At 69.3% G+C, this 22914-nt stretch carries 12 protein-coding genes; 8 read left to right on the top strand and 4 right to left on the bottom strand.

Translation table 11 applies throughout. The features are described from left to right. Positions 1 to 62: 62 nt before the first annotated feature. The 5 genes from dprE1 to ON34_RS00565 all read left to right on the top strand — a co-directional run bounded on the left by dprE1 (position 63) and on the right by ON34_RS00565 (position 9884). Entirely contained in the window at positions 63 to 1550 is a 1488-nt protein-coding gene (gene dprE1, locus ON34_RS00585; protein ID WP_245547825.1) for a decaprenylphosphoryl-beta-D-ribose oxidase, read from the top strand. Next, positions 1547 to 2308, top strand: a complete 762-nt coding sequence (gene dprE2 / locus ON34_RS00580) for a decaprenylphospho-beta-D-erythro-pentofuranosid-2-ulose 2-reductase (RefSeq protein WP_040772718.1) — start codon at positions 1547 to 1549, stop codon at positions 2306 to 2308. Before dprE1 ends, dprE2 begins: the two co-directional genes overlap by 4 nt. Positions 2309 to 2523: 215 nt before the next feature. Continuing rightward, positions 2524 to 4488, top strand: coding sequence for an arabinofuranosyltransferase (locus tag ON34_RS00575; RefSeq protein ID WP_051022015.1), 1965 nt, complete (start codon positions 2524 to 2526; stop codon positions 4486 to 4488). A gap of 142 nt (positions 4489 to 4630) precedes the next feature. Further along, complete coding sequence (locus ON34_RS00570) at positions 4631 to 6502, top strand: DUF6541 family protein (protein ID WP_245547824.1); 1872 nt, start codon at positions 4631 to 4633, stop codon at positions 6500 to 6502. Positions 6503 to 6539: 37 nt separating this feature from the next. Further along, positions 6540 to 9884 carry an arabinosyltransferase domain-containing protein gene (locus tag ON34_RS00565; protein WP_040772716.1) on the top strand — a complete coding sequence of 1115 codons (3345 nt, stop codon included), beginning with the start codon at positions 6540 to 6542 and terminating at the stop codon, positions 9882 to 9884. An 80-nt stretch (positions 9885 to 9964) separates the two neighbouring features. Here the strand turns inward: ON34_RS00565 and ON34_RS00560 are convergent, their stop codons facing one another. Next, positions 9965 to 10897, bottom strand: a complete 933-nt coding sequence (locus ON34_RS00560) for an NADP-dependent oxidoreductase (protein WP_040772714.1) — start codon at positions 10895 to 10897, stop codon at positions 9965 to 9967. 100 nt (positions 10898 to 10997) lie between these two features. Here ON34_RS00560 and ON34_RS00555 point away from each other — a divergent pair, with 100 nt between their 5' ends. Continuing rightward, on the top strand, positions 10998 to 11417 hold the full coding sequence (locus ON34_RS00555; RefSeq protein ID WP_040772712.1) for a winged helix-turn-helix transcriptional regulator: 420 nt from the start codon (positions 10998 to 11000) through the stop codon (positions 11415 to 11417). Between the two features lie 68 nt (positions 11418 to 11485). Continuing rightward, a complete protein-coding gene (locus ON34_RS36705) occupies positions 11486 to 11644 on the top strand; it encodes a hypothetical protein (protein WP_169333839.1) in 159 nt (52 codons plus the stop codon). Between the two features lie 218 nt (positions 11645 to 11862). Here the strand turns inward: ON34_RS36705 and ON34_RS00550 are convergent, their stop codons facing one another. Beyond that, on the bottom strand, positions 11863 to 15210 hold the full coding sequence (locus ON34_RS00550) for an arabinosyltransferase domain-containing protein (RefSeq protein WP_085996989.1): 3348 nt from the start codon (positions 15208 to 15210) through the stop codon (positions 11863 to 11865). A 197-nt stretch (positions 15211 to 15407) separates the two neighbouring features. On the opposite strand from ON34_RS00550, the gene ON34_RS00545 reads away from it, so the two are divergent. Beyond that, the gene (locus ON34_RS00545) at positions 15408 to 15905 is read left to right on the top strand and encodes a peptidylprolyl isomerase (protein ID WP_040772708.1); all 498 of its coding nucleotides are present in this window, start codon (positions 15408 to 15410) and stop codon (positions 15903 to 15905) included. A gap of 69 nt (positions 15906 to 15974) precedes the next feature. On the opposite strand, the gene ON34_RS00540 is transcribed toward ON34_RS00545, so the two are convergent. Then, positions 15975 to 17519: an acyl-CoA carboxylase subunit beta gene (locus ON34_RS00540; RefSeq protein ID WP_040772707.1), complete on the bottom strand. Its 1545-nt coding sequence runs from the start codon at positions 17517 to 17519 to the stop codon at positions 15975 to 15977. Beyond that, on the bottom strand, positions 17516 to 22849 hold the full coding sequence (pks13, locus tag ON34_RS00535; RefSeq protein ID WP_051021990.1) for a polyketide synthase Pks13: 5334 nt from the start codon (positions 22847 to 22849) through the stop codon (positions 17516 to 17518). The genes ON34_RS00540 and pks13 overlap by 4 nt, the downstream gene beginning before the upstream one ends. Positions 22850 to 22914: the final 65 nt, after the last annotated feature.

The following is a 22914-nucleotide window of genomic DNA, read 5'->3' as shown; positions in this document are numbered from 1 at the left end:
GTACGTCACTACCCGTGGGTACAGCGAGCCCGACCGGATCCGGCGTCATACCTGTAGCCTCTATGCCGATGTCCACGAAAGCTCCGACCGCCACCACGACAACCGGGAACGACAACGGCGCCGGCGTCACGAACGACGGCCCGGCCGCGGGGAACGCGTTCACTCTTCCGACGCGCACCCGCACGTTGACCGGGTGGGGTCGCACCGCACCCACCTCCTCCGAAGTGCTCTCGACCAGCGATCCCGAACTGATCGCCAAGGCAGTCGCCATGGTCGCCGAGGACAACGACGGCAAGCCCGCCCACCTGCGGCGCGGTGTGATCGCCCGCGGCCTCGGCCGCTCCTACGGCGACCACGCGCAGAACGCCGGCGGCCTGGTCGTCGACATGACCGCCCTGAACCACATCCACCGGATCGACCGCGACACCCGGCTGGTGGACGTGGACGGCGGCGTCAGCCTGGACCAGCTCATGAAGGCCGCGCTGCCGTTCGGCCTCTGGGTACCCGTGCTCCCCGGCACCCGCCAGGTGACCATCGGCGGCGCGATCGCCTCCGATATCCACGGCAAGAACCACCACAGCGAGGGCAGCTTCGGCAACCACGTGCGCTCGATCGATCTGCTCACCGCCGACGGGCAGGTGCAGCACATCACGCCGAAGCGCAACGCCAAACTGTTCTGGGCGACCGTCGGCGGCAACGGCCTCACCGGCATCATCCTGCGCGCGACCATCGAGATGGCGCCGACGGAGACCGCCTACTTCATCAACGACGGCGTGAAGACCACGACGCTCGACGAGACCATCGCCGCGCACAGCGACGGCAGCGAGGCGAACTACACCTACTCGAGCGCCTGGTTCGACGTGATCAGCCCGCTGCCCAAGCTGGGCAGGGCCACCATCACCCGCGGCAGGCTGGCGAAGCTGGACGAGCTGCCGAAGCGACTGCGCAGCAAGCCGCTGAAGTTCGACGCACCGCAGCTGATGACCGTCCCGGACATCTTCCCGAACTGGACGATGAACAAGCTCACGCTGATGTCCATCGGCGAGGCGTACTACCGGATGGGCGGCAACTACACCGGCAAGGTGCAGAACCTGACGCAGTTCTACCACCCGCTGGACATGATCGCGGAGTGGAACCGCGGCTACGGCTCCAACGGCTTCCTGCAGTACCAGTTCGTGGTGCCGACCGAGGCGGTCGAGGAGTTCAAGCGGATCATCATCGATATCCAGGCATCCGGGCACTACTCGGCGCTGAACGTATTCAAGCTGTTCGGCCCGGGCAACCAGGCTCCGCTGAGCTTCCCGATGCCGGGCTGGAACATCTGCGTCGACTTCCCGATCAAGCGGGGCCTCAACGATCTGGTCAGCGAGCTGGACCGGCGGGTGCTCGAGTTCGGTGGGCGGTTGTACACCGCGAAGGACTCGCGGACCACCGCGGAGACGTTCCACCAGATGTATCCCCGGATCGACGAGTGGATCAAGGTCCGCCGCAGCGTCGATCCCACAGGCGTTTTCATGTCCGACATGGCGAGAAGGCTGGAGCTGCAGTGATCAATGCCGTTGGCAACCCGCAGTCGATTCTGCTGCTGGGTGGCACCTCGGAGATCGGCTTGGCAATCTGCGCGGAGTACCTGAAGAAAGGCCCCGCGCGCATCATCCTCGCGGCGCTGCCCGGCGATCCGCTGCGCGAGGACGCGGTCGCCCAGCTGAAGGCCGCGGGCGCGAGCCAGGTCGATGTCATCGACTTCGACGCGCTGGACACCGACAGTCACCCGAAGGTGATCGACGCCGCGTGGGATGGGGGCGACGTGGACGTCGCCATCGTCGCCTTCGCCCTCGACGGCGACCCCGAACAGCTGTGGCAGAACCAGCGCAAGGCCGTCCAGGTCGCCCAGATCAACTACACCGCGGCGGTCTCGGTCGGCGTGCTGGTCGGCGAGAAGATGAAGGCGCAGGGCTTCGGGCGGATCATCGCCATGTCCTCCGTCGCCGGTGAACGGGTACGGCGCTCGAACTTCGTCTACGGGTCGACCAAGGCGGGTCTGGACGGTTTCTACCTCGGACTCGGCGAGGCGCTGCGCCCGCACGGCCCGCGCGTGCTGGTGATCCGGCCCGGCATGGTGCGGACCAAGTTCTCCTCGCACGTCAAAGAGGCCCCGCTCACCGTCGACAAGGAAGACGTCGCGCTGCTGGCGGTCTCGGCCTCGCAGAAGGGCAAGGAACTGGTCTGGGCGCCGGGCACCTTCCGCTACGTGATGATGATCCTGCGGCACATCCCGCGTTCGATCTTCCGCCGACTGCCCATCTGATCCGCCGATCGGGCTCGGACTCAGTGCCCGCGTGATCCTCGATCACGCGGGCACCTATCGTCTGACGGAGTCGACCCGAGTGAATCCGGAGGCGCCATGCGAGTAATCGAGTGCGACGAGCGCGGAGCGGTCCGTTGAGCACGGTCACCGCGACGGGCCAGGCGCCGTCGCGCCCCACTGATCCCGCCCCGGTGCCGGGACGGACAGCGCTGCTGGTGCGACAGATCGCCTCCGGGCTCGCGGAGGCCACGCTCGCGGCGGTCGTGGCGATCGTGGTGGCCGCCGTCGGGCTGCTGGCGTTCTCCATGGTGCAGTGGCCCGCCTTCAACTCCTCGAACGTCACGCGGGCGCTGACCACGGTCGGGCAGGTCGGCGCGGCGGTCCTGCTCGCGGTCGCGATCGCGCTGCTGCGGCTGCGCAAATGGCCCTGGGTCGCGAAACTGCTTTCCTGGGTGGGGATCTCGTCGTTCGTCACGGTCACGCTGGGCATGCCATTGGCGGCGACCGAGCTGTATCTGTTCGGCGTCTCGGTGGATCAGGAGTTCCGCACCGAGTTCCTCACCCGGCTCACCGACTCCGCCGCACTGCGCGACATGACGTACGCGGATCTGCCGTCGTTCTACCCCGCTGGCTGGTTCTGGATCGGTGGACGGGTGGCGAATCTGCTCGGGATGGACGGCTGGGAGATCTTCAAGCCGTACGCGATCGGCTTCCTCGCGGTGGCCGCGGTCGTCGCGCTGGTGCTGTGGTCGAAGCTGATCCGTGCGGACTGGGCCGCGGGCGTCGCGGCGGCGAGCACCGCGGTCACGGTGGCCTACGCCGCGCCGGAGGCCTACAGCGCCGTCATCGTGCTGCTGCTTCCGCCCGCGCTCGTGCTGGCCTGGGGCGCGCTGTACCGGCCGCTGGAGGACGTCCGGTCGGGCACGACGCCGGGGGATGCCGAGCAGCGCACTGCTGGTGGCTGGGGCGCGGTCATCGGGACCGGGCTGTTTCTCGGCTGGGCGGCCACCTTCTACACCCTCTACTTCCTTGTGGCCGCTTTCGCGGTCGGCCTGATGGGCCTGCTGGCGGCCGTGCTCGCGGCGCGGGAACAGCGTGCCGCCGACCGTCCACGCCGTGCCAGCGCCGCGAGCGGCGCCGGTCGTTCCTGGCGCGCGGCGGTGCCGCCGCTGGTGCGTCTGGTGGTGATCGGGGTGATCGCCGGAGTGGTCGCGCTCGTCGTGTGGGCGCCGTATCTCGCGAAGGCGCTGCGCACCACGACCGCGAGTTCCGGCACCGCGCTGCACTACCTGCCGGAAGGGGGTTCGCAGCTGCCGCTGCCGATGTTCGACTTCTCCCTGCTGGGGGCACTCTGCCTGATCGGCACGGTGTGGCTGGTGCTGCGCGCAGCGTCGTCGCGGCGGGCGCAGGCATTGGGGATCGGGGTGGCCGCGATCTATCTGTGGACGCTGCTGTCCATGGCGGCCACGGCGGCGGGCACCACGCTGCTGTCGTTCCGGCTGGAGCCGGTCTTGCTGGTGCTGCTCGCGGTCGCGGGCGCGTTCGGGTTCGTGGAGGGCGCGCGGGCGATCTACCAGGCCTTGAACGAGCCCGCCCGGTTCCGGCTCGTGGTGATCGTCGTCGCGACGGTCGGTGCGCTGGCGTTCACCCAGGACATCCCGCACGTCCTCGCGGCGGAGATCACCACCGCCTACACCGACACCGACGGCGACGGACGCCGCGCCGACCAGCGGGCGCCTTCGGCCGTCTCGTTCTACCGTGACGTGGACGCGGCCCTCACCGCGCAGACCGGACGCCCGCGCTCGGACACCGTGGTGCTCACGGCCGACACCAGCTTCCTGTCCTTCTACCCCTACTTCGGCTTCCAAGCACTCACCTCGCACTACGCCAACCCGCTCGCCGATTTCGCTGGCCGCGCCACGACGATCGAGCGGTGGAGCAAGCTGAAGACGCCGCAGGAGCTGCACGACGCACTGGCGACGAGTCCGTGGCGCGCGCCGGACGCCTTCCTGTTCCGGCGCAGTGGCGACGCTTACACGCTGCGGCTGGCGAAGGACGTCTACCCGAACGACCCGAACGTGGCGCGCTACACGGTGAGCTTCCCCAAGGAGCTGTTCGCCGACCCGCGCTTCACCACGACCGATATCGGCCCGTTCACCCTCGTCACCGTCCGCCGCTGACCGGTTCCACGCCACGCGCCCGGCCGACGCGCGGAGGTTGAACCCGCCGCGCAGTGGATAACCCCTCCGTTTGTGAGTCCACGCGCGGCGTGGTCGGTTACGGCGGGCGGCTGCTTCAGCGCTGGTGAGGAGAGATGTGCGGGTGAAACAGGCACAGGACGTCGAAACCGCCGAACTGGCGGACTCGGCGGTCGCGGTCGTCACAGCAGAACGGATGCTCACCGGACCCGCGCGCCCGCGCCTGCTCCCCCGGTCCGTCCGCGATGGTCGCATCCGGTTCGGCGGCGCCGACCTGCTCGTCGCGGTCGGCTATCTGGCGCTCGCGGCCACCGTGCTATCGAGTCAGTGGCGCAACACCGACAGCGGGTACCTGATCAAAAGCGGTCAGGACCAGACGATGTGGGAATGGTTCTTCGCGGTCACCGCGCACGCGGTAGCCCATCTGCACAACCCGCTCGGCACCGATCTGCAGAACTTCCCCGCCGGGGTGAACATGATGGCCAACACGGCCATGTTCGGCGTCGGCGTGCCGCTCACACCGGTCACCCTGCTCTTCGGGCCCACCGTCACGTTCGTGCTGGTGCTCACCATCGGCCTGGCCGGGACGGCGTTCGCCTGGTATCGGCTGTTCGGCCGTGAACTCGTCGACGCGCGGGTCGCGGCGGTGATCGGCGGCCTGTTCTGCGGCTTCGCCCCCGGGATGATCTCGCACGCGAACGCGCACCCGAATTTCGTCGTCCTGCCGCTGCTTCCGGTCATCGCGGGACGAGTGATCCGGATGGCGCGGCAGGCGGAGGGAATCGGACCGGATCGGCCGTACGAACGGATTCGGAACGCACTGGCGCTGGGACTGCTGGTCGCGCTGCAAATCGCGCTCGGCGAAGAACCGCTGCTGATCTTCGCCCTCGCCTTCGGCCTGTTCGCCGTGGTCTATCACCTGCGCACACCGCGCGCAGGGCTGCGCGTGGTGCGCGGGATCGCACCCACGCTCGCCCTGGCCGCGGTGATCACACTGGCGCTCACCGAGATTCCGCTCTGGTGGCAGTTCTTCGGCCCGCAGAGCTACCGCTCGATCGACCACGGTCCGATGGGCAACGACCTCGAGGCGCTGGTGCAGTTCCCGTCCGAATCGCTCGGCGGCGTCTTCGCTCCCGGCAAGAACGTGGCGATCAATCCCACTGAGCAGAACGCGTACTTCGGGTGGCCGCTGCTGCTCTTGGTCGTCGTCACGGTGGTGCTGCTGTGGCGTGACCGGGTGGTGCGGGCGGCCAGCATGGTGATCGCGGTCTTCGGCGTGCTGTCGCTGGGCGGGGTGGTCACCATCGGCAAGCAGCCCACCGGCATCGATCTGCCGTGGCGATGGGCCGAACACGTACCGCTGCTGAACACGGTGCTGGAGAGCAGGCTGAGCATGGCCGCGATCCCGGCCATCGCGGCGGTGCTCGCGCTGGCCACCGAGCGCGCGGTGACCAGCTGGCGGCAATCTGAGGCGGACTGGAAACCGCTGGCCTGGTTCACCGCGGTCATCTGCGCCCTGCTGCCGCTGACGCCCACCATCCTCCCGGTGATCGAGCGGGCGCCGACACCGGATTTCTTCGCCGACCGCACGGTCCGGCGCTACGTCGGAACTGGCTCGGTGGTCGTTGTGCCGCCTCCGCGACCGCCGGACGCGCGGGCGCTGCGCTGGCAGGCCGAAGCCGATTTCGCCTTCCCGCTGGCGGGCGGCTACTTCGTCGGCCCGACCGGCACAACCAAGAAAGGGATCTACGGCCCGGAGACCCGCCCCACCACCGCGCTGCTGGTGCAGGCGCGCGACACCGGCGTGGTGCCGCGGATCGATGCGGACACCCGCGCCCGCGCGCTGACCGACCTGCGGTTCTGGCATGCCGACGTCGTCGTGCTTCCGCCGACCGAGCACGGCGACGTGCTGCGGGAAACCGTCACCCAGCTGTTCGGATTCGCACCGACCCGGGTCGAGGACGTCTGGCTGTGGGACGTTCACATGCTGCGGTAGTCCGGGTCACACCGAGCGGTAGCTAGCATCAACCACCGTGCGACCGGACCGAGCTTCACGAGCGTTCACCCGTAACCGATTGATCGCCCTCGTCGCAGGGCTCCTCGGCTTCCTCTTGGCGGTGCTGACCCCGCTGCTGCCGGTACGGCAGGATCGGGCGAGCCTGGACTGGCCGGAGTCCGGCGCCACGAGCGTCGCGGCGCCGTTGGTGTCCTACGAGCCCCTGCGGTTCGACGCGACGCTGCCCTGCTCACTCACCGGATCGGTCGCGGCGGGCACCGTGCTGTCCACCGTTCCGGTGGCGTCCGGCCAGGCCGCGACCAAGGGCTTGGTGGTCTCGGTGGCCGACGGCGTGCTCTCGGTGGTGCTGCGGGACATCCCGCTGCTGTCGGCGCCGCTGTCGGAGGTCGGGTCGTGCGCGGCGCTCACCATCGAGTCCACCGCTGCCGCCACCACCGCGGAACTCACCGGTGTATCCAGGCAGGACGGCACGCCTTTCCGGGCCACGGTCGGCCGTGACATCCGGCCCCAACTGGTGGGCGTGTTCACCGATCTGGACGCCGGTCGCCTCGACGGCGCGCGGGTGCACGCGGACATCGACTCGCGATTCTCCTCCACGCCGACGCCGCTCAAGCTGGCCGCGATGATCGCCGCCGCCGTGTTCACACTGATCGCCCTGATCGCACTGCATCTGCTGGACACCAGCGACGGCCGCAGGCCGCGACGGTTCCTGCCCGCGCACTGGTGGCGGGTCACGCCCGCGGACGGCGCGGTGCTGGGCACGCTGGCGCTGTGGCACGTCATCGGGGCCAACACCTCCGACGACGGCTACATCCTGAACATGGCGCGCGCGTCCGAGCACGCGGGCTACATGGCGAACTACTACCGATGGTTCGCGGTGCCCGAAGCGCCGTTCGGCTGGTCCTACGAGGTGCTGGCGTGGATGGCCCGGATCTCCGACGCCAGCCTGTGGATGCGCCTGCCCACCTTGGCGGCCGGAATCATCTGCTGGCTGGTGATCAGCCGGGAAGTGCTGCCGCGGCTCGGCGCCCGGGTACGGCGCAACAAGGTGGCGCTGTGGACCGCGGGCTTGGTGTTCCTCGCGTTCTGGCTGCCCTACGACAACGGCCTGCGTCCCGAGCCGCTGATCGCGGCGGGCGCGCTGCTCACCTGGTGCTCGATCGAACGCGCCATCGCGACCGGCCGCTTGCTGCCCGCCGCGGTGGCCGTCCTGATCGCCGCGTTCTCGCTCGCGGCCGGCCCGACCGGCCTCATCTGCATCGCGGCGCTGATCGCGGGCTCGCGTCCGGTGCTGCTGATCCTGATCAAGCGTGCGCGCGGGGCCGTCCCGACGCGGACCGGACCGGACGCGGATGCGGCCGCCGCCGGTTCGGCGGACGCCGCGGCCGCGGTGAACGCCCCCGTGGACGTGCGCAAGCCGTCCCGGGCGGGCACGGTGTTCCGATTCGCGGCGCTGCTCGCGCCGGGCCTGGCCGCGGGCACGCTGGTGCTGGTGGTGATCTTCGCCGACCAGACGCTGGCGACGGTGCTGGAGGCCACCAGGGTGCGCACGATCGTGGGCCCGAACGTGGCGTGGTTCGACGAGCGCACCCGCTGGGACTCGCTGTTGATGCTCTCACCGGACGGCTCGCTGGCGCGGCGCTTCGGCGTGCTGGTGATGCTGCTGTGCCTGCTGGTGTGCGTCTTGCAGGTCCTGCGCAAGGGACGGATCCCGGGGACATCGCGCGGCCCGTCGGTGCGCATTCTCGGCATCGTGTTCGCGTCACTGTTCCTGATGATGTTCACCCCGACCAAGTGGACACATCACTTCGGCGTGTACGCCGGGCTGGCCGGGTCGCTGGCGGCGCTGGCGGCGGTCGCGGTGGGCACCACGGGCATTCGCTCGCCGCGCAATCGCTCGCTGTTCGCCGCCGCGGTGCTGTTCCTGCTCGCGGTGACCTTCACCGGTCCGAACGGGTGGTGGTACGTCTCCAGCTACGGCGTCCCGTGGTGGGACAAGGCGCCGTTGATCGCGGGCAAGGGGCTGTCCACCCTGTTCCTTGGGCTCAGCGGCGTCGCGTTGCTGGTCGCCATCTGGCAGCACTATCGCGAGCCGTATCGGCGGGAGAGCACCGCGGCGCCACGGCGTTTCGACCGGTGGGCCTCGGCTCCGCTGACCATCGCCGCCGCCCTGCTGGTGATCTTCGAGGTCGCCTCGCTGGCCAAGGCCGCGGCCACCCAGTATCCCGCGTACTCGATCACCAAATCGAACGTGGAGACGGTGCAAGGCGATTCGTGCGCGTTGGCCAACGACGTCTTGGTGGAGACCGACACCGCCGACTCGCTGTTGCAGCCCTATACCGGCGCACCCGCGGACGGTTTGGCCGCGCAGAACAAAGGTTTCACGCCGAACGGTGTCGCCCGCGACCTCACCGCCGACGCCGAGGAGACGGTCAGCGGCGGGGCGAACTCGGTGGAGAAAGACTCCGAGAACAAGACCACGAAGACCACCGGCGCGGGCACGGGTGGCGGCACTACCGAGCAGGCGGGGCTCAACGGCAGCACCGTCGCGCTGCCGTTCGGCCTCGACCCGGCCAAGACCCCGGTGCTGGGCAGCTACCAGGAGGGCGAACAGCAGCAGGCGAAGCTGATCACGCAGTGGTACCGGCTCGACCTGACCGACAGCATGCGCAACGACCCCGCCTACCAGGTGCTCGCGATCACCGCGGCCGGGCGCATCCGGTCGATCGACGCCGATGGCGTGCTCACCTACGGTCAGGAGCTGCATCTGGAATACGGCGTCCGCGACCAGAACGGCGACGTGCGCACACTCGGTTCCATCGACCCGCTCGACATCGGACCCGCGCCGTCCTGGCGCAACTTGCGCGTGCCGCTGGACCGACTGCCCGCCGACGTGAACGCCGTGCGATTGGTCGCGGTCGACAACGACATCACGCCCAAGCAGTGGCTGGCCGTCACCCCACCCCGGCTGCCCAAACTGGCCACGCTCAATTCGGTGGTCGGGTCGCAGGATCCGGTGCTGCTGGACTGGCACGTCGGCCTGGCCTTCCCGTGCCAGCGGCCGTTCGACCACAAGGACGGCGTCGCCGAGATCCCGAACTGGCGCATCCTGCCCGACCGCGTCGGCTCCGACGCCTCCAACGCCTGGCAGGACGATATCGGCGGCGGCCCCCTCGGCTGGACCGGCCTGCTGCTGAAGTCGCAAACCGTCCCCAGCTACCTCGACCGCGACTGGTCCCGCGACTGGGGTTCCCTCGAGAAGTTCACCCCCTACGACCCCCAAGCCCACCCAGCCACCATCACCACCACCCCCCAAACCCGCACCGGCCTCTCCACCGACGACCCCATCCGCATCCGCTAACCCCAACCTCGTCCGCGAGTGGCACATGGTGGAGAGGTCATCTCGGAGTTCTCCGCAGCCATGTGCCACTCGTCGAGTGGTTAGGGGAGGAGGACCAGGCGGCCGGTCAGGCCGCCTGCGGCCAGGCGTTCGTGGGCGGCGGTGACGGAGGTGAGGGGGAAGGTTTCGGCTACGCGGAGGGTGAGTCGGCCTGCGTCGACTCGGGTGACGAGGTCGTCGAGTTGGTTGCGGTCGGCTCGGACCAGGACCGTTCGCACGTCGATGCCACGCAATGGAATCGGCGTGGCCGGGACGCTCACCGAGACGAACCGGCCGCCGCCCCGGACCGCGGCGAGTGCCGCGGGGCCGAGTGTGGCCGCGTCCAGCGCGGCGTCGACGCCACCCGGGATCAGGGCCCGGACGGCATCGGGGAGCGATGCCTGGCGGGGAACGAAATCCGTGGCGCCGAGCGCGCGGACCGTTTCCTCGTCGGCGGGTGAGGCGGAGGCGATCACCCGGACGCCCTGTGCGGCAGCGAGTTCGACGGCGAAACCACCGACCCCACCGGCCGCGCCGGTGACCAGCAGCGTGTCGGTGGACGCCAACTCCAGCGCGGCGAGCGCCTGTGTCGCGGTGAGGCCGTTGAGCGGAATGGTGGCCGCCTGCACCGGCGGCACGGAAACCGGTGCGGGGGCGATATTTCCGGCCTCCAGCACCACGTAGTCCGCCTGCGCGCCGAGCGACACGTCGAGCCGGTCACTGATACCGATCACCGCCTGCCCCACCGTGAATCCCGTGACGCCCGCGCCGACCGCGTCCACGGTGCCCGCGACATCCCAACCTACGCCCCACTGGTCACGGGGCGCGGCGAACGGCGTGCCGCCGACACCCGCCCGCACCATCAGATCCACCGGGTTGACCGCCGCCGCGGCGACCGCGATGCGGACCGTGCCCGGACCCGGCTGCGGGACAGGCACCTCCACGATCTCCACCGCGCCGTCCGGACCCGGATGACGGACTACTACTGCACGCATGACGTTCCTTTCCTCTTGAATGCCGGTCCAACCTATGAGGAGCTACTATCTGCTGGGTAGTAGTTACCTGAGAGTGCGTTAGGGGTGTCGAGGTACTTCGATGGCGACGATGACTGCGGCGCAGCGCCGCGACCTGGCCAAACAGCACTACGACGCGTACGTGGCCGAGTGCCCCACCCGGCAGTTGCTGGACCGGATCAGCGACAAATGGGTCAGCCTGGTGCTGGCCGCGCTCGCCGACGGCCCGCGGCGCTACGCCGAGCTGAATCGGGTCATCGCAGGCGTGAGCCCGAAGATGCTCACCCAGACCCTGCGCGGCCTGGAACGCGACGGCTTGGTGGAGCGGCGGGTCACCGCCGAGGTCCCGGTCCGCGTGGACTACGAACTCACCCCGCTCGGCCAGAGCCTCCAGCCGGTGATGAGCGCCGTCAAAGCCTGGGCGGAGGCGCGGATGGATGACGTGCTCGCCGCGCGGGCGCGCTATGACAGCAGCGTGGACAAAACCGGTTGTACGGTCTGAAAAACGTGCTCCCACCTGTGGCGATGCATCGCAGGACGAATCGAGCCATTGGCCTTAATCTGAGATTCATGACAACGGCATTCGATGATATGGATCTGCGCGATCTTGTCGGACTGCTCAGCGAAGAGGAACAACGGGAGCTGCGGCCTGCGGTGCTGCGTGTGCTCAACCGCCTCCCCTCGCAAGAGGTGCTCCGGCGCGAGCTCGGTCTTCGCCTGAAGGTCTGAGCGCCCGGCATCGCACCGGAAACAAAACGGCAGGGCCGCCGCGCAGAATCGTCTGCGCGGCGGCCCTGTGTCTGGCAGCGGGTTTCCCACCCGTAGTCAGCTCGCTGAAGCGACGTCGATGGGGATCGGCACGTCCGAATCTCTGTCGTCACCGCCGGATACGGCAGGGTCGCCGCGCAGGATTGTTGCCTGCGCGGCGACCCTGTGTTCGTCAGCGGTCAGAACACCCGCAGCTGGCCCGGCGACCACAGGCCCGACCTGGTCGCCGTACCGGTGTCCAGCTTGGCCGGGACCGCGTTGCGGTCGTACTGGTCGTAGCGCTCCAGCGAACCCCAGTCACGCGCCCAGTCGTTCTTCAGGTAGCTGGGCACTGTCACCGACTTCGCCAGCATCTGCGAGAACCCGAGCGGACCGCCGAACTCCTCGGCCTGCCAGGTGTTGGTGGAGCTGATGGCCAGCGGACGGTCCGGGAGGATGCGGTACCCGGGCACCTCCGCCACGCCGTTCTGGTGGTCGAACGGCCGCTGGCACGGGAATTGCAGGCCCACCGCCCAGTCCAGCAGGATCGGCTGCTGCGAACCGAGCAGGCTGCCCAGCGACTGCAACTTCGGCATCCGCGGCGGGGTGAACGCCAGCCACTGGTCACCGATCAGGATCGGGTCGTTGGCGACGATGCGCACCGCGTCTGCATCGGGCGCGATCTCATCCAGCGGCACCCGCAGGTTGCGCCAGGACGGGAACGGACCGATATCGCGCGGCAGGTAGGTGCCGAGCTTCTGCACGCTGCCGTCGGGCAGCCGCTTGCCGTAGTCGACGGTCAGCGACTGGCCGTACTTCATCGCGCCGGTGTCGTCGAAGGAGAGGATGCGGCCCGCGGCCGAGATCACGACCAGCGGCGTGTCCTCCGAACGGGCGGACAGCTGGTACCAGCTCGAGGTGACGCTCGCGGGCTGCTGCACACCGGTCTGGTAGCTGCCGAGGATCGGCGTGGTCGCCGGGTCCAGGCCGAACGGCAGGGCGACGGTGCTGCCGTTGACGCCGCGCGCGCCCTGACCGCCGCCGGTGCCCGCGCTCTGCCCCTCGGCGAACGCCGCTCCGACCGACTGGGTGGAGGTGTTGCCGGTGCCCGGCTTCACCTCGACGCTGTCGGCGGACAGATCGTTCGGCACGCCGTTCGGGTCGAAACCGACCGGGTCGACGCCGGCCAGCGGATCGGTCGGCGGATGCGCCGGATCGATGATCGGCTCCAGCCTGCCGCCGTTCGGGTCCGGTTCCACCAGCACGTCGTTGGCCAGGCCACAGGTGCTGCCACCGAGCGCGTCGATGTTCGAGCGGGCTAGCGAGTACGCCGGGTACTGCGACACCGCGCCCTTGACCAGCGACAGCACCTCCAGCGCCACCATCGCCGCGGCGACCACGGTCAGCGGGATCGCGGCGAACCGGCGAATCCGCCTGCCCCGGGCCGTCTTCGCCGACGGCTGCGGCTTGGTGTAGTCCTCTCGCAGCGCGTACCAGGCGACCAGCGCGAGCGCCAAGCCGAACAGCATGAGCATCAACGTGTTCGACTGGTACCCGTGCAGCGACACGCGCTTGTCGAACCACGGCACGCCGAAGCTGGACACGTACCAGTAGCCGTTGATGCCGGAGAAGGCGACCGCGAGCACGAACAGCAAGCCGGCCAGGAAGATCGCCCGGTTCTTGCGTGCCCGCAGCGCGCTCGCCGAGACCGCGACCGCGGTGACCGCCGCCAGCGAGCCCGCGATACCCGCGTACGCGCCGAAGTGGTGGGTCCACTTGGTCGGGTTGAACATCATGAAGAAGATCGTTCCGAAGACCACGCCCATCAGCCGCCAGGTCGGCCCGCTCGCGATGCCAGGCACCTGCCTGCGCCGCAGCAGCACCAGCATGGTGGTGAACAGGCACAGCAGCATCACCAGGAACGCGAAGCGGCGCGACAGCGAGCCGTCGACGGTCTCCACGAACAGGTAGTAGTAGCGCAGATAGTCCTCGTACCAGGCCAGGTTCGGCCCGGTCACCTGACGCACCCGGTTGGCCTCCTGGATACCGGCGAAAGTCTGGTCGCTGTAGACCACCGTCAGCACGAGCACACCGGCCGCGGCGATCGGCGCGAGCAGCGGCAGCGTCGAACCCCATCGACCGACACCCTCGGCGGCGAACCGCCGGTGCCTGCGCACCACGATGCGCACCAGCGGCCGGATACCAGCGAGCAGCGCCGCCACACACATCAGACCCGTCGGCGCGGCGGCCAGCGTGAACGCCGCCACCAGCACGGCGACCGCCGCGGGCAGCAGGCGACCGGTCGCGATGGCCCGCTCGATCGACACCCAGGTCAGCAGCGCACCGAGCGCGACGATCGGTTCCGAGCGCAGACCGTTGTCGAACGGCAGCCAGAACGCCAGGAACACCAGACCACCGGTCCACAGCGCCACCTTGCTGGTGCGCACGCCCCGGCCCAGCCGCGGCACGACCTCGCGGCTGATCACCAGCCAGCACAGAATCGCGCAGGCCAGCGCGGGCAGCCGCACCCACGGGCTGGCGGTGGAGATCTCCGAGAAGACCTGGATCACGTAGTAGTACCAGCCGAACGGCGCCTCCGGCACGCCGTACCAGCGGAAGTAGTTGGCCATGTAGCCCGCGTGCGGGGCCACCCGCACCATGCTGAGGATGTAGCCGTCGTCGGAGGTGTTCGCGCCAGCGAAATGCCACAGCAGCAGCGTGCCGACCACCGCGCCGTCCGCCCAGGTCGGCTTCAGCCAGTTCGCCGGGAGGAACCGGCGGTGCCCGCGCCCGTCGCTGGTGTCCAGCCGGGCCAGCGCCGCCAGCGCCACCAGCGTGCACAGCACCGCAGCGAGCATCGCGATCAGCTTGATCGCGGTGGGGCTGGAGGAGAAGCGGGTGTCCACGGTCATGTGGAATCCCAGCCCGGCGGGCGCCGCGCCCTTCAGGTCGGAGAACACGCCCACCACCTGCGGCCGCAGGTCGCCGCTCAGCTGGCCCTCCACCGGCGCAGTGACCGTCTCGGGCGCCCCACCCTCGACCGGCCGCTCGACCTGCTTGGTGAGCCCGTTGAACACCGCGTAGGTGCGATCGGCGTCCGAGCTGATGCTCAGCGACGTGCACTCGCCCATCCGCGCGCGGTCGGCCGACACCACGACCGCGTTGCGGTCCACCACGTCCACCGAGTTCTCCGAGACCCGCACGAACATGGCCTCCAGCGCGGCGCGGTCACCCTGCGGCGGCGCGGTGGCCAGCAACATGCCGCCCCGCTCGGGCAGCTGGGCGATCGTGTCGCACGGAATCGTCGCTGTCAGGTCGATCGGGACCTGCGACATCAGCGGCGCCTGCACGTTGCCGAGCGTGCCGCCCTGCGGCCAGTTCAGCACCGCGGTCGTCTGCGTGACCGGCAAGAACGGCGTCGCCAGCGCGAACAGCGCGCCGAGCACCCCGGCGACCAGCGCGATCAGGCGCGCGGTCCGGAAATCGTTCGGTTTCACCGCCGGGGCGGCGGGGGGTTTCGTCAGAACAGCGGTAGCGGCGTCGGGCACGATTCGCAATGCTAGCGGCACACATGTCCGAGCGGGCAGAGCGTACGCCGGAGAATTCGGGGCTCTTTGAGAGTTCGGAGCCGAGTGCGGGAATGTTGGGCCGATCGGCGAGAAAAATTCGCCCCGAAATCGCCGCGATCCGGCCGACCGACCCCCGTCCTGCTGACCTCCGGCGGCCACGATGGAAAGGTGGGGGTATGACCAAGGTGAATCTCTCGACGAACTACGGATCGATCGTCCTCGAACTGGATGATCAGAAAGCGCCGAACACCGTGCGCAATTTCGTGGACTACGTGAACTCCGGCCACTACAACGGCACGATCTTCCACCGCGTCATCCCCGGCTTCATGATCCAGGGCGGCGGCTTCGAGCCCGGCCTGCGCCAGAAGGGCACCAAGGCCCCGATTCAGAACGAGGCGAACAACGGCCTGAAGAACACCAAGTACACCGTCGCGATGGCGCGCACCAACGATCCGCACTCGGCGACCGCCCAGTTCTTCATCAACGTCTCCGACAACGACTTCCTCAACCATTCCGCCCAGACCCCGTCCGGCTGGGGCTACGCCGTCTTCGGCGCGGTGACCGAAGGCACCGACGTGGTCGACAAGATCGCGGGCGTCCGGACCTCCTCCGCTGGCATGCACCAGGATGTGCCGGTCGAGGACGTCATCATCGAATCCGCAAGCGTCAGCTGATCTCTCGGCACGCCGAACGCGAATCGGGCCGCGCCCCAAAGGGCGCGGCCCGATCGTGTTCTCACATCGCTACAGCGGCAACAGGTGGTGCTTGCGCGGGTTGCGGGCAACCGCCTTGTCCCGCAACAGCTGTAGTGCCCGGCGCAACTCCAGCCGGGTGGTCGACGGCTCGATGACCGCGTCGATGTATCCGCGCTCGGCGGCCACCCACGGCGTCGCGACGGTGGCGTTGTAGAAGTCGATCATCTGCTGGCGGATCGCCGCCCGCTGCTCCTCCGGGGCGGCCTCGATCTGCTTGGCGCCGATCAGGCTGACCGCGCTCTCGGCGCCCATCACCGCGATCCGCGCCGTGGGCCAGGCCAGGTTCACGTCGGCGCCGAGCTGCTTGGATCCCATGACGGCGTAGCCGCCGCCGTAGGACTTCCGGATCACCACGGTCACCTTCGGCACCGACGCCTCCACGTAGGAGAACAGGAACCGGCCGCCGCGTTTGATGACGCCGATCTTCTCCTGCTCCACACCCGGCAGGAACCCGGGCGTGTCGACCACGAACACCAGCGGGAGTTCGAACGCGTCGCACAGGCGCACGAAATGCGCCGCCTTGTCCGACGCCCGCGCGTCCAACGCGCCCGCGTACACCATCGGCTGGTTGGCGACCACGCCGACGCTGCGCCCGTCGACGCGGGCGAAACCGGTGATGATGTTGCGGCCCGCGGACGCGCCGACCTCGTGGAACGCGCCGTCGTCGAAGATCCGCAGCAGGATGTCGTGCATGTCGTACCCGGCGTTGTCGGAGTCCGGGACGATCGAATTCAGCTCCAGATCGCTGTCGGTGGTCGTCGGCTCCAAACCGGGATTCACGATCGGCGCCAGCTCCTGGCAGCTGGTCGGCAGGAAGCTCAGGTACTCGCGCACCCACTCGAACGCGGCCGCCTCGTCCTTGGCGACGTGGTGGATGTTGCCGTACTCGGCCTGACTGCGCGCGCCGCCCAGCTCCTCGAGGCTCACGTCCTCGCCGGTGACCTCCCGGATCACCTTCGGGCCGGTGACGAACATGTACGCCTCTTCGGTCGCCACCACCACGTCGGTGTTGATCGGGGCGTACACGGCGCCGCCCGCGCACTTGCCGAGGATGATCGAGACCTGCGGGACCAGACCCGACAGCGGCTCCTGGCGCCGCCCCAGCTCCGCGTACCACGCCAGCGAGGTCACCGCCTCCTGCACGCGCGCGCCGCCGGAGTCGTTGATGCCCACCACCGGGCAGCCGACCTTGGCGGCGTATTCCAGCAGCCCGGCCACCTTGCGGCCGAACATCTCACCCACCGAGCCGCCGTAGACGGTCTGGTCGTGCGAGAACACCGCGACCGGCCGGCCTTCGACCAAGCCGTGCCCGGTGACCACGCCGTCGCCGTACAGCGCGGAAGGATCGCCCGGTTTGCGCACCAGCGCACCGATTTCGACGAAGGTACCCGGATCCAGCAGCATGTTGATCCGATCGCGGGCGCTCGGGATCCCCTTCTTCGCCCGCTTGGCCACCCCCGCTTCACCCGCCGGCTCCTGCGCTAATTCCAGTCGCTTACGCAGGTCGGCGAGTTTTTCGGCAGTAGTGCTCACTTGGCCCCTTTCGCCTCGATCGCGGCGAGCTTCGCGGTCAGGTCGGCTCCGATCTTCCCGATCCGCGGTTCATCGATGATCTGCAAGTGATCGCCCGGGATGTGGACGATCTCGAGGTTGGTCAGGTAGTCGTCCCACCCGCCGTTGGGCTCGCGGTCGGCGAAGCGCGGCTCGAGCTCGATCATCCCGTCGTGGTAGCGATCGGCGAGGTAGAGCACGACGTTGCCGTCGTAGTGGGACGGTTGGGTCCGGGCGAGGTGGCGGCTGTCGATCCATGAGGTGCGCTGGTGCTCGAGCACGCCACCGGGGATCTTCGCGCCGCTGATCTTGATCAGATCGCTGATCATCTTGAACTGCTCTTCGTCGGAGGCCGCCGCCAGCGTCTCCAACTGCTCGCGGTCCAACTCACCGTCGACGCCGTAGGTCTTCTTGGCGAACGCCTGGTAGCGCTCGATCCGGCGCACCCGTTCCTCGGGGCTGTTGTCCTCGCCCTGCGTCGGGATGGCCAGGTCGATCAGGCCGACCACGCGCACGTCCGCGCCCTCGGCACGCAGCAGCTGTGCGGTCTGCATGGCCAGTACCGCACCCAACGACCAGCCGTAGAGCACGAACGGACCGTCACCCTGAATCTTGCGCAACTCGGGAAGGTACTGACGCGCCCGCTCCTCGATCGACCCTTCGACCCGTTCGAAGCCGTACATCGGGGTGTCGGCGGGCAGCCGCTTCAGCAACGGCTCGTAGACGAGCGTATTGCCGCCCGATGGGTGGAACACGAAGACCGGCACGGCGTTCGAGCCCTCCGCACGCGCACGCAGCGGCCGGACGCAACCATCCACGTCCGCGCCGCTGTCCTGCAGCGTGCGGACGATGTCGGCGAGCTGCTCGATGGTCTCGCAGTCGAGCACGTCGTCGACCGTGACCTCGGCCTTGACCCGCTCGGTCAGGCGCGCGGCCAGCTTCTCCGCGGTGTCCTCGTCGAGGATCGGCAGGGTGTTGAAGATGCCCTTGGCGGATTTGCCGGTGACCACCGCCCAGGTGGCGAAGGTCAGGCGCTCGGCGGCGTCGCGCGGCGGGACGTCGTCCTCGGCGTCGGCGGACGGCTGGCCGCCGAAGACCGCGGCCGGTGTAGCCGGAGCCGCCGCGACCGGCGCGGGCTCGGCAACCGGTCGCGCGGCCGGAGCCGAGTCACCTTCGGAAGACGGTTCCGAGGGCGCGGCATCCGTGGCGCGAGCCGAATCAGTCTCGAGCACAGCGCTTTCCGGTGCAGCTGTGCCGGGCGTACCCGCATCCGGCGATGCGGTCGCGGTGTCCTTCACCGCGGCGAGGGGGTCGGCTCCGGTGGCCAGCGCCTCCCGGGCCGCGGCCATGAAGTCGGGGTCCACGGTCAGCTCACCGGAGCCGCCCGCGGCCTTCTCGGCGGCCTGCTGGTCGGCCATCGCCTGCACCTCGTCGCGGTGCTCGATGGCGTAGCGCAGCACCTTGCCGACCTCGTGCAAACTCGCGTCGCGCACGGCCTGGACCTGCAACTGCGGGATGTCGAACTCGTACTCGACCCGGTTCTTGATGCGCATGGCCATCAGCGAGTCCAAGCCGAGCTCCATCAGCGGGATCTCCATCGGCAGGTCCTCGACCGCGTAGCCCATGGATTCCGCGACGATCAGCGCGAGCCGCTCCTCGACGGTCTGCGTGCCGTTCGGATCCCAGCGCTCGCCGAAGGTCTCGACGATCTCGATGTCTGCGTCGCTCTGCGTCACCGCGGCCACGGCGGGAACCGGCTCGGCCACCCCGGTTTCGGGCAGCGGTGCGCCGGAGGTCACCACGGCGTCGAACACCAGGCGGAAGCTCTCGCCCTCCTTGCCGTGCACCTGCACCGAGGCGCCGCCGGGGTGTGGCGTGAGCGTGGTGGTGAGGGTGCCCGCGGCCGGGATCGACGCGTGCGGGATCGACGCGCCCAGCGACACGTCGCTGAGCACCTGCGCCGCGGCGGCATGCACCAGCGCGGCGAGATCGGTCACCGCGGACGCCTGCACCTCCCAGACGTGCCTGCCGTCCGGCAGAGCGACGTGCGCACCGGGAATCCGGCCGTTGCCACCCGCGGACATCCTGGCCTTCGGCCAGTACTCCTTGCGCAGGAACGTGGTTCGCGGAATGTCGGCGTAGGCACCGGCGCTCAGCAGCGAGGGCAGATCCACCTTGTGCCCGTGCACGTAGAGCTGGGCGAGCGCCGCGATGACGCCGGCGGACTCGTCCTCCTTGCGCTTGAGGGTCGGGATGAGCTGCGCGTCGTGCACGCCAGCGGCGAAGGTGGTGCCGAGCACCTGCATCAGCGCGACGGAATTCGGCGCCAGCTCCAGGAACGTGGTGTGGCCCGCGTCCACCGCGAGTTTCACCGCGTTGGTGAAGTAGACGCTGTGGCGCATGTTCTTGACCCAGTAGGCCTCGTCGTGGATCGGGTCGTGGCCGGGGCGGAAGAACTCTTCCTTGTGCACCGTGGAGTACAGGCCGGTCTTCAGCCTGGTCGGCTCGATGCCGGCCAATTCCGCGGCCAGCTCGCCGAGCAGCGGATCCATCTGCGAGGTGTGGCCCGCGCCGCGGGTCTGCAGCACACGAGCGAACTTGCCCGCCGCCTCCACCTGCGCGACGATCGCCGCGACCTGCTCCTGCGGGCCGCCGATCACCGTGTTGGTCGGCGCCGCGTACACGGCGACCTCGACATCCGGGTATTCCGGCAGCAGATTCGCGACGTCCTCGGCGCTGTATTCGATCAGAGCCATGTTGCGCACGTCGTCGTCGCTGATCATCTGCTCGCCCTCGCCCATCAGGCGGGAGCGGGCGCAGATCACACGGACGGCGTCTTCCAGGTTCAGTCCACCGGAGATGTACGCGCCAGCGACCTCGCCCATGGAATGGCCCACCACCGCCTCGGGTTCCGCTCCGTGCGCGCGCAGCAGCGCGGCCAGACCGACCTGGATGGTGAAGATGCCGACCTGTGAGGTGCCCACGTCGTAGTCCTGGCTGTCGTCCAGGAACATCTCGCGCACCGAGTATCCGGCCTCGTCCTGCACCAGCTCGTCGACCTCGTCGACGGCCTCGGCGAAGATCGAGTTCTCCAGATAGAGCTGTTTGCCCATCTTGCGGTGCTGCGCACCGAAGCCCGCCAGCACCCACATCGGGCCCATGGCGGCGGGCGCGTCGGCGGTGAACACGCCGGGGCCCGGCTTGCCCGCCGCGATCGCGCGCAGTCCGGCGACCGCCTCGTCGTGCGTCTTGGCGAGCACGACGCCGCGCGAACGCCAGTGGCTGCGCTTGGCCAGCGACCGCGCCACGTCGGCCAAGGGGGTCCGCGCGCCCGCTTCGGACTCCAGCCAGTCGGCCAGCTCGGCGGCGGCTCGACGGCGACGCGACGGCAGGTAACCCGATACCGGAAGGATCAGCGGCAGCGGCTCGGTGCGCTCGGCGGTCCATTCGGAAACGCGCGCGGCGGTTGCGGCGGCTTCGGCGGCCACGGCGTCGGCTTCCGCGACCACGTCGGTGGTCTCGTCGTCCAGCACGTCCTCGTTCAGCTGCGTCTCGAGTTCGGCGAAGGGAGCGTGCGCCCGGTCTGCGGCGGGCACGTACTCCTGGATGACGACGTGCGCGTTGGTGCCGCCGAAGCCGAACCCGGAGATGCCGATGGTGGCCTTGCCGCTGTAGCGCGGGAACTCGGTGGGCTCGTCGACGACCTTCAGGTGCGCCTGGTCGAACGGGATGTACGGGTTCGGACCGGCGTAGTTGATGTTGGGCGGGATGACGTTGTGCTGCAACGCCATGAGCGCCTTCGCCAGCCCGGCCGCGCCAGCGCCGGACTCCAGGTGGCCGAAGTTGGTCTTCGCCGAGCCGAGCAGCGCGGGTTTGTCGGCCTCGCGGCCGCGACCGACCACTCGGCCGAGCGCGTCGGCCTCGATCGGGTCGCCCAGCAGCGTTCCGGTGCCGTGCGCCTCGATGTAGTCGACCGTGGACGGCGGGATGCCCGCGTCGCGGTAGGCGCGGCGCAGCACGTCGGCCTGGGCGTCCGGGTTCGGGGCGACGATGCCGTTGGAGCGGCCGTCGGAGTTGACCGCCGATCCCTTGACCACGCCGAGGATGCGGTCGCCGTCACGTTCGGCGTCGGCGAGCCGCTTGAGCACCACCAGACCGCCGCCCTCGGACCGCACCATGCCGTCGGCATCGGAAGAGAACGCCTTGATCCGGCCGTTCTTCGCGACCGCGCCGACGGAGTCGAAGCCGAGCGTGGCCATCGGAGCCAGCAGCATGTTCACGCCACCGGCCAGCGCCAGATCGGCGTCACCGTTGCGCAGCGCCCGGACCGCCTGATGCACCGCGACCAGCGTGGACGAGCACGCGGTGTCGATAGCGACGGAGGGGCCGCGGAAGTCGTAGAAGTAGGAGATGCGGTTCGGGATGATCGACGACGAGCTGCCGGTCAAGCCGTACGCGGCGGCGGAGGCGGGCGCGGACGGATCCTCCGCGCCGAGACCGAGCGCGGCGATCAGCATGAAGTCGCTGGTGGAGGTGCCGATGAAGACGCCGACCGACTCGCCCTTGAGTTCGCTGGCCGGAATCCTGGCGTGCTCCAGCGCCTCCCAGGTCAGCTCCATCATCAGGCGCTGCTGCGGGTCGACCCGCTCCACCTCGAGCGGCGACATCGCGAAGAACTCCGCGTCGAAGCTCTTCACCACGTCCTGGTCGAGATAACCGCCAAGGGTGTTGCCCTCGGCGATCGCCTTGGCCGCCATGGGATCGCTCGCGAACTCCTCCCACCTGCCCTCGGGCAGTTCCCGGATCGCGTCGCCGCGTCCGATGAGGAATTCCCACGTCGACTCGGGCGTGTTGCCCGCGCCGGGCAGGCGGGTGGACAGACCGACGATGGCGATGTCGTGCGCCTCGCCAGGCGTGTAGCCCGCGGTGTAGAAGGCGTCGTCGGACGATTCCGCCGGTGCGTCCGGCTCACCGTTGATGATCCGCTCGGCGAGGGCGGCGATGGTCGGATGCTGGTACACGATGGTCGCGTTCAGCATCACCCCGGTGAGTTCCTCGATGTCACCGCCGAGCGCGATGGCGTCGCGCGAGGCGAGCCCGAACTCCTCCATCGGCCGGTCCACGGTGATCTGCTCGATCGGCTGTCCGGTCGCGTCGGCGACCCACCGCCGCAGCCACTCGCGCAGCTCCGCCACCGACATGTCGGTCTGCGCGCCGCCCTTCGCGGACTCGGCCGGGGCCGTCGCGTCGGCGACGGTGTCCGCGGGCGGGGTGTCGGTCGTCTGGGTGGGCGTGCCCTCGTTGTCAGCCATCAATTCCTCAAGCTACCTGTCTGCGTACCGGGCGTACCGTGATTGACGCTCGGCGTGGGAAGGTC

The organism is Nocardia pneumoniae NBRC 100136 (assembly GCF_000308755.1).
In the GTDB taxonomy this organism is placed as follows: Bacteria; Actinomycetota; Actinomycetes; order Mycobacteriales; family Mycobacteriaceae; genus Nocardia; species Nocardia pneumoniae.
Note: the sequence above shows the minus strand (reverse complement) of the source record. Positions and strands in the feature narration are given on the sequence as shown.

Bases quoted from the DNA above. Each gene is read 5' to 3' on its own strand.
- ON34_RS00545 (WP_040772708.1), top strand. From the start codon at position 15,408: ATGACCAAGGTGAATCTCTCGACGAACTACGGATCGATCGTCCTCGAA.
- ON34_RS00555 (WP_040772712.1), top strand. From the start codon at position 10,998: ATGGCGACGATGACTGCGGCGCAGCGCCGCGACCTGGCCAAACAGCAC.
- ON34_RS00560 (WP_040772714.1), bottom strand. From the start codon at position 10,897: ATGCGTGCAGTAGTAGTCCGTCATCCGGGTCCGGACGGCGCGGTGGAG.
- pks13 (WP_051021990.1), bottom strand. From the start codon at position 22,849: ATGGCTGACAACGAGGGCACGCCCACCCAGACGACCGACACCCCGCCC.
- ON34_RS36705 (WP_169333839.1), top strand. From the start codon at position 11,486: ATGACAACGGCATTCGATGATATGGATCTGCGCGATCTTGTCGGACTG.
- dprE1 (WP_245547825.1), top strand. From the start codon at position 63: ATGCCGATGTCCACGAAAGCTCCGACCGCCACCACGACAACCGGGAAC.